Origin of the sequence: Niameybacter sp., assembly GCF_036655075.1 — a bacterium.
GTDB lineage: Bacteria > Bacillota > Clostridia > Lachnospirales > Cellulosilyticaceae > Holtiella.
Genome location: NZ_JAVVQU010000024.1, coordinates 1 through 7683, shown reverse-complemented (window position 1 = coordinate 7683; position 7683 = coordinate 1). Strand labels below are relative to the sequence as shown.

Annotated in this window: 8 protein-coding genes and 1 pseudogene; all 9 read right to left on the bottom strand. The window is 36.2% G+C overall.

Annotation, left to right across the window (positions count from 1 at the left end):
- Positions 1-269 (bottom strand): hypothetical protein (locus RRY75_RS08130; protein ID WP_332716309.1); only part of this gene is annotated, 269 nt, incomplete at its 3' end.
- A gap of 352 nt (positions 270-621) precedes the next feature.
- Positions 622-1044 carry a prepilin-type N-terminal cleavage/methylation domain-containing protein gene (locus tag RRY75_RS08125; RefSeq protein ID WP_332528033.1) on the bottom strand — a complete coding sequence of 141 codons (423 nt, stop codon included), beginning with the start codon at positions 1042-1044 and terminating at the stop codon, positions 622-624.
- A 68-nt stretch (positions 1045-1112) separates the two neighbouring features.
- Positions 1113-2180, bottom strand: coding sequence for a type IV pilus twitching motility protein PilT (locus RRY75_RS08120; protein ID WP_332494129.1), 1068 nt, complete (start codon positions 2178-2180; stop codon positions 1113-1115).
- Between the two features lie 107 nt (positions 2181-2287).
- Complete coding sequence (locus RRY75_RS08115; protein ID WP_332494131.1) at positions 2288-3943, bottom strand: GspE/PulE family protein; 1656 nt, start codon at positions 3941-3943, stop codon at positions 2288-2290.
- Positions 3944-3969: 26 nt separating this feature from the next.
- Positions 3970-5160 carry a type II secretion system F family protein gene (locus tag RRY75_RS08110; RefSeq protein WP_332494133.1) on the bottom strand — a complete coding sequence of 397 codons (1191 nt, stop codon included), beginning with the start codon at positions 5158-5160 and terminating at the stop codon, positions 3970-3972.
- A gap of 155 nt (positions 5161-5315) precedes the next feature.
- Complete coding sequence (locus RRY75_RS08105; protein WP_332716305.1) at positions 5316-5567, bottom strand: phage tail tube protein; 252 nt, start codon at positions 5565-5567, stop codon at positions 5316-5318.
- A gap of 72 nt (positions 5568-5639) precedes the next feature.
- A complete protein-coding gene (locus RRY75_RS08100; protein ID WP_332716303.1) occupies positions 5640-5918 on the bottom strand; it encodes a metal-sensing transcriptional repressor in 279 nt (92 codons plus the stop codon).
- Between the two features lie 18 nt (positions 5919-5936).
- Entirely contained in the window at positions 5937-7322 is a 1386-nt protein-coding gene (locus RRY75_RS08095; RefSeq protein WP_332716300.1) for an MATE family efflux transporter, read from the bottom strand.
- A 68-nt stretch (positions 7323-7390) separates the two neighbouring features.
- Positions 7391-7683 (bottom strand): annotated as a pseudogene (locus RRY75_RS08090) (phage tail protein); the annotation flags it as partial.

Below are 7683 nucleotides of genomic sequence, written 5' to 3'. Positions count from 1 at the left end.
CTCATAATAATCCTCTTCAATAAAAATTTTTTAAAAAAACGACGAATTTTTAAAAAATCAGCGTATAACATAGTATAAGGGTTAAGCGTGAAAGTAAATCCTAGGCAACGGACACCTTCTCCCTTTATAGAAAGCACTTGGATGTAGCTGTCTTCTCCCCGCTCTACAGACAAATTGCTTTCAACAACTTGGCTCATTTTGGGAGTGGCACTCAGGTGAGTTTCAGGGGCAATGACTAAGTTTTGCAGTGCTTCGTTGTTTCGGTTCATCTCTTTCCATACAGTTCTAAGCGCTCACAGGTATACCCTACGGTAAGTCCGATGTACGGTCAGCCGATCAGACACTCGCCGTGATAAGTCACTGAAGACCTCTATCACCAAGAGCACACTGACGCGCCTCCCGCCACAAGGTAAATCCAATGACTACACCTAGTGACTCCAACTACTCTATGTACATAGGTGACACCACTCGATGGAGGCTGGAACTTTGCCACAACACAAAAGCCATCTTAAATACAGTCAAAGCAACACCGGGGAGATGACTGTGCTTAGGATGGCTTATTGTGTCTAAAAAATGCCTATTTTTCAAGGCACGCTCTGTCCTCTATTCTATTTGCTTCTCTTATTGATCTCCTCCTTCAGCTTCGCCTTCTGGATAGAATCCAAACTCGGGGTCGCTCTTTCTATCTTCCCATATATCTTTTGCAAGAGGAGCATTCTCTTTTGTAAGCGGGCTATAGACTACTTTTATGACATTCTCCTCTTCAAAGACACAATACCTTCCCTTAAGCCCTACTAACATATTTTCTAAGCCTTCTGTAATGCCAGTTTCTGTTACCGTTCCAGGATTTTCTGCTTCCACAGCAATGGCTGCATGTGCAATCGTTGCTGCCGCTGCACGATTATTTGAAGCCTTAGCCTTATCCAAATACCCTAATAGGGATGGCAGCATCATAGCTGCAAGTACACCAATAATACCAATTACAACAATCATTTCAATTAATGTAAATCCTTTTGTGTTCTTTCTCTTTAATAACTGTTTCATCCACAACTCTCCTTCAATTATTCATCTATTTTCATTCAATTCTAGAATCAAATATTAAAAATACTCTTTTATTTATAGAGATGCCTTTTCAAAGTTTCAGGATGTATGCAATGATTTAATGCTTCTTGTATACTAATTGTGCCTTCGTGGACTAGCACAGCAAGATGCCCATCTAAAGTTTGCATGCCTTGTTTCATACTTGTTTGTATAACCGTATTAATCTGATAAACTTTTTCTTCTCGAATCAGGTTACGAATCGCATCATTCATTAGCATAACTTCCATAGCCAAGGTACGTCCCTTACCATCTTTACGTACGACTAAATTCTGTGATATAACACCTTCTAACACATGTGCAAGCTGAATCCTTATTTGTCTTTGTTGTGAGGGCGGGAATACATCGATTATACGATCTACAGTATGTGCTGCTCCTTTTGTATGCAGTGTAGAGAGCACCAGATGGCCTGTTTCAGCTGCAGTAATAGCAGCTTGAATCGTTTCCAAGTCACGCATTTCTCCTACTAAAATGACATCTGGATCTTCACGCATAGCTGCACGTATGGCTCTGGAAAAAGTCTTCGTGTCTTCTCCTACCTCTCTTTGATTAATCACACACTGATTATGTTGATAAAGGTACTCGATAGGGTCTTCTATTGTAATAATGTGCGCATTTCTTGTATGATTTATAAAATTAATCATGCTTGCTAAGCTGGTCGATTTGCCACTTCCCGTAGGGCCCGTCACCAGAATGAGTCCACCTGATTTTTCTACTAATGCTTTAATAGACTCAGGAAATCCCAAGCTCTCTAACGCTGGAATATGATTCATCAATATACGAATGGCAAGGCTATAACGCTTACTTTGCTTAAACGCATTAATACGAAACCGACCTACTCCTTCCATACAAAAAGAAAAGTCAACATCTCCTTCTTGTTCAAGTATCTCCCTCCTCTCTGCGTCCACTAGGGTATAAGTAAGTTCTCTAGACATTTCAGAACTTATAATAGGATAATGTCCTAGTGCTATAATCTTTCCGTCTATCCTTACCATAGGAGATACACCTTCTGTAATATGCAAATCGGAACACCCCTTATAGGTGGCCTCTTTTAATAAATCTGTCATGGATATATCCAACATTTTTCTCCCCTTTGGTCTACACTTATACTTCTGCATCTAAATTTTTTCCATTATTTAACTTATTTAAACAATTATAATAAAATATTTTTAATTTTTTATTATAATTGTCATATACTATAGATTGTCTTGATAAATTCCTCTGTGCTTGTAGTTCCTTCTACTATTAATTGGCACATATTATCTTGTAGAAAAGTTGTACCTTGTGTTTTTGCATAGGCTCTAATGGCTTCTGCTTGCATCCCTCTATTGATCATAGTCTGTAACTCACTATTGACCACTATAATTTCATGTAAAGCTATCCTACCTTTATAGCCTGTAAAGTTACACACTTGGCAGCCTCTCCCTTTATGCAACGTAAGTGTTCCTTCTAATTTCAAAAGTTTCAACTCATCTTCTGTACTTTGATAGGGCATTTTACAACATGGGCATATCTTCCTTACCAATCGTTGTGCAATAACGCCTACAAGTGCTGATCCAACAAGATAGGGTTCAACTCCCATATCTACAAGTCGTATCATTGTACTTGCTGCATCATTTGTGTGCAATGTACTAAATACAATATGCCCGGTAATGGCTGATCGAATAGCAATAGATGCAGTTTCTGCATCACGTATCTCCCCAAGCATAATGATATCAGGGTCTTGCCTCAAGATAGAACGTAGCCCACTTGCAAATGTCAAACCTGCTTTATTATTAATTTGTACTTGGTTAATACCCTCTAACCGCTTTTCTATAGGATCTTCAAGTGTAACGATATTATCCGTCACCTTATTATGCTCACTTAAAATGCTATACAAAGTTGTAGATTTACCACTCCCTGTAGGACCTGTTACTAAAATAAGGCCATGAGGACTTTTGATCATCTTATCAAAAAGCCTTCTATTAGAGGGAGTAAATCCTAATTTGTCTATACTCATATAATTATTTCCCTGTGTATTTAAAATACGTATAACAACTTTTTCCCCATATATAGTCGGTAGGGTGGATACACGCATATTAATTTGCTTTTCTTCTCGCCTTATTTGAAATTGTCCATCCTGTGGTATACGTTTCTCTGCTGTGTTCATCTGTGCCATTACTTTAATTCTCCCCACAACCAAGTCATGCGAATCTTTGTGGATAGGCATCTGCTCTTGTAACACCCTATCAATGCGCATACGTACCCGTGTATTGACTGGGCCTGCCTCAATATGAATATCGCTAGCCCCTAGTTCAATCCCTTGTATAAGCATATCATTTACCATTTTCACAAGTGGATCCTCTTCAATGCCTCTCTTTTCATTTACACTTAATATTTTCTTCGTTGGATGCGCTTCAACTACTGATTTGCCATCACCGTAGCAATGTTCCATCATATTATACATATCTGCTTGTGTACAAATTCCTACATCAACCACTAATCCTGTCACTAAACGCACTTCTTCTATGGCATATAGATTAAGTGGATCAGTCATGCAGAGTGTAAGTCTATTCCCTTTTCTATCAATCGCTAGAACTTGATACTCCCTGGCCATTTTTTCATCCAGCAAGTTTACTACTTCATAATCTACAGTATAAGTTTTTAAGTTAATATAAGGCACTCTTAAGTATTTTCCGATTACTTGTGTAAGCTGTTCTTCTGTAACATAACCCATTTTAATGAGTAATGCTTCAACAGTTTCTTTCTTATAACTAGTTTGTATCTGTTGAAATTCTTCTAGTTGTCTAGGTGTCATTATGCCTTCTGTAACCAACCTCATTTCTATTTTCAAATGTTCTCGCACCACTTAACTCCTCTCTTTTATTTGAGCTATTGAATATTGCCGATCATTTCATACATCGGTGGTAAAATAGCACCTACAATTAAGCCTACTATCATGCCTAAAAAGATAATCATCATAGGCTCTAATAATGCAACTAATTTTTGTATTGCTACATCTGCTTCTTCTTGGTAGAATACAGCTGTTTTATGCAAAATATCTTCTAACTGTCCAGACTCTTCACCCACTAAAATCATATTTGATAAAATAGGTGGGAAAATACCGATTTCTTTCATCGCCTCTGATAAAGCTACACCTTTATTAACAGCTTCTTTAGCACTATTAAATCTTTGGTCAATATAGCTATTACCCATCACACTTTGTGTAATCTCCATAACATCTACCATAGGCATACCCGATGCATAAAGCGTGAAGGTTACTTCGGCAAAACGTGCACTCAATATGATTTTATTTAATTTGCCTACTATCGGCATAGTAAGCTTCCATTCATCTATCCACTTTTTACAAGTTACTGTTCTCACTGTAAAGTAGAGTCCTACTGCCATAAGTAATCCACTACAAAGGATAAGCATTCCATAATCTTCAAGCCCCTTACTAACTCGCAACAATACTTGTGTTATCATAGGCAATGCGCCGTACTCCCCAAACATATCTGCAAAAGTAGGTACGACAACCCTTAATAAAAAGATTACAACAGCAAATGAAATACAACCCAAAATAATAGGATAGAGCATAGCTTGCTTGACTTTATTTTGGACCTTAACCTCATTTTCGTAGTGTTGGGTTAATGCTAAAAATATTTGATCAAGTGTGCCACTCTCTTCTCCACACTTGACCATACTAATCATTAAATTTGGAAAGATTTTGTCCTGGGCGTGTAAGCTGGTTGAAAGGGCATTACCCCTTTGAATATCTTCACAAATAGTTAAAAGAACACTTTTAAGTTTAATCTCCTCTGTTTGTTGGCATAAAATATCCATACACTTCATAATAGATACACCTGCTCCTAGCATAGTTGCCAACTGCCTACAGATAATCACCAATTGCTTTAGGGGAATTTTCGAGACTTTCTCTTTCTTTTTTATGATACATTCCTTTAAATAAATACACTTCAATCCAAACCCTCTCAATGCATCAAATAAGGCTTGCTGATTTTCAACTTCTAACATACCTTTTTGCCTTTTATCCGCCTGGTCTTGTGCTCCATATTTATAGGTCATACATTTTATTTCTCCTTATCTTCATTTTTAGTCCTGTGGGTATTTATCATTATTAATAATAATTCAATATTTTAAACATCTATTTCATTAAATTGATAATTAAATTTTTATTATTTTAAATTTGTTATTATACAAATGTTTTATCATTAATAAATTTAAGTTGTTATTGCTCTACCTATCCTCTTCAATGCAATAAAAAAAGAAGATACTTTGTTCATCGTAAGTGAGCCACTACACGAAAAACCAGTTACCTTCTGCGCTTTTGCTAATCTTCTTGTCCTATTGATATCTGTTTTATCTAGTGAAACCTTGGCTTCAAAGGCTGTGACTTCTGCCATATAGGTTCCGTCTATCCACACCTCGCCCCAAGTTCCATTCATTACTTGTTGTGCGTTGTATTTATCCATGTTGTTCCTTTCAATTTTTCTTTTTCTAATTATGGAAAAAGCAGCAAGTCTTTCATAACCTACTGCCCCTTATTATTTCATAAATTTATTTATGGCTTCATTTAACTTTTCCACTGCCTCTAGATCATCATTTTTAGCTGCATCAATAACACAATGATTGATATGGTCTTGCAAAATAATTTTTCCAACATTATTTAAAGCAGACTTAACAGCTGCTATTTGTGTAAGAATTTCACTGCAATCTCTTTCGTCTTCGCACATCCTTTTTATAGCTTCTGTGTGCCCTATAATACGTGATAATCTATTAATAATTTTCTTTTGATTAGGATGATTATGTCCATATTCCTCCATACAGCTACCTCTTTTCATCTATATTCTTATAGTTGCCCATCTTCCTCTCATAAATCGAACTAAAAGCAATATGCTTCTTACTGTAATATCTAATGCATACGCAATCCAAATGCCTACTAAGCCTAATTTAAAAATAACTGCTAAGAGATACCCACACGCTACCCTGATACCCCATATACCTATCAATGTTGAGTACATAGGAAATTTAGTATCACCTGCACCTTGCAAACTACTTGCCATAACCATTGATAGTGATAAAAACGGTTGAAATAGTGCGATAATTCTTAGAACTGTTACCACTAATCCTTGCACTTCTATATCTTGAGTAAATAGTGCTGCCAACGCAGGTGCTCCAAAGAAAAAGCCTGCACCTATTATAACCATTAGAATTGTAGATAGTGTGTTACTAATAAAAGCATACTTTTTAGCTTCTTCAGGATTATTTGCCCCTAAATTTTGACCTACCAGTGTAGTTGCCACCATACCAAACCCCATGGCTGGTAAATAGGAATAGCTTTCTATTGTTCCTGCTATATTATGTGCAATATAGGATGATGTCCCTAGTGTAATAATCATAGACCCATATAAAAGTTGCCCTAATCTCATTATAAGTTTTTCTGCTCCTGCTGGTATTCCAATTCGAGTTATGGATGTCATCAACTCCTTATCAATGCTCCAATTGCCTTTTAACTTAAATTTCAACACTGACTTACCACTATTAAGTTTATAAAGTAATATTACAACTGCTATAATCCTTGATATAGTTGTTGCAAGACCTGCTCCAATAATTCCTATCCCTTCAAAGTTAAGTATACCAAATATTAATACATAATTTAAGATTATATTTAGAACATTAGCTATTGCCGATGCTAACATAGGGGTTTTAGTATCACCTGCCCCCCTTAATGCACTTGATAAAATCTGACTTAAACATAAGAACACACAAGGAATCGCTACTACTATAAAATATGGCATAGCATATTCAAGCACCTCCGATTCTGCTCCTAGAAAAATTAATAGTGGTTCTGCAAATAGTATGCTAATAATTCCTACTATTACTCCCATTACTACTGCGAGTATGATAGATTGTTTTAATGCATTCCTCGCCTTTTCTACTTGTCTATCTCCTATACTCCTCGCAATGATAGCTGTTGCTCCAACTCCAACTGCAGTAAAAAAAGCTATGTAAATATTCATAATTAAATTAGTAACACCTATTCCTGCAATGGCATTACCATTTATCTTTCCAGCAAAGAATGTATCCGTTGTTCCTAATAACACTTGTAAAATATTTTCAATAATCACTGGAAACGCTAATAATAAAACTGTCTTTACTGCTACCTTATCATATTTCATAATTAGTTGTTGAACCCATTTTAATTTAATCATAATGCTACCTTTCATATCCCCCTATAGGGGTTATTTTCTCCTAAAAGAATAGCATACATTAGACTCCATAGTCAAAAACATTTTTAAATACTTACATTCAAAACAATATCCTCTATCGCATCCAAAATCTTAATCTGAGACTTCAAAAACACCTTATCCCTTGTATTAGCCTTTTTAATATCAAGGTCTTTCATAGTGTCCACAGCTATACCAATACTCTTAAGATAATTCCTTTGCTGCTCTACATCAATCTCAACTACATGCTTAAAGTCTATGTCCAATATACCTTCTAACATCAGCTGGTCAAGATAAGCCTGAATCGCTGTAATCCGCACACATTTATTATCATAGCTATTAGGTAACTGTTCAGTCACGC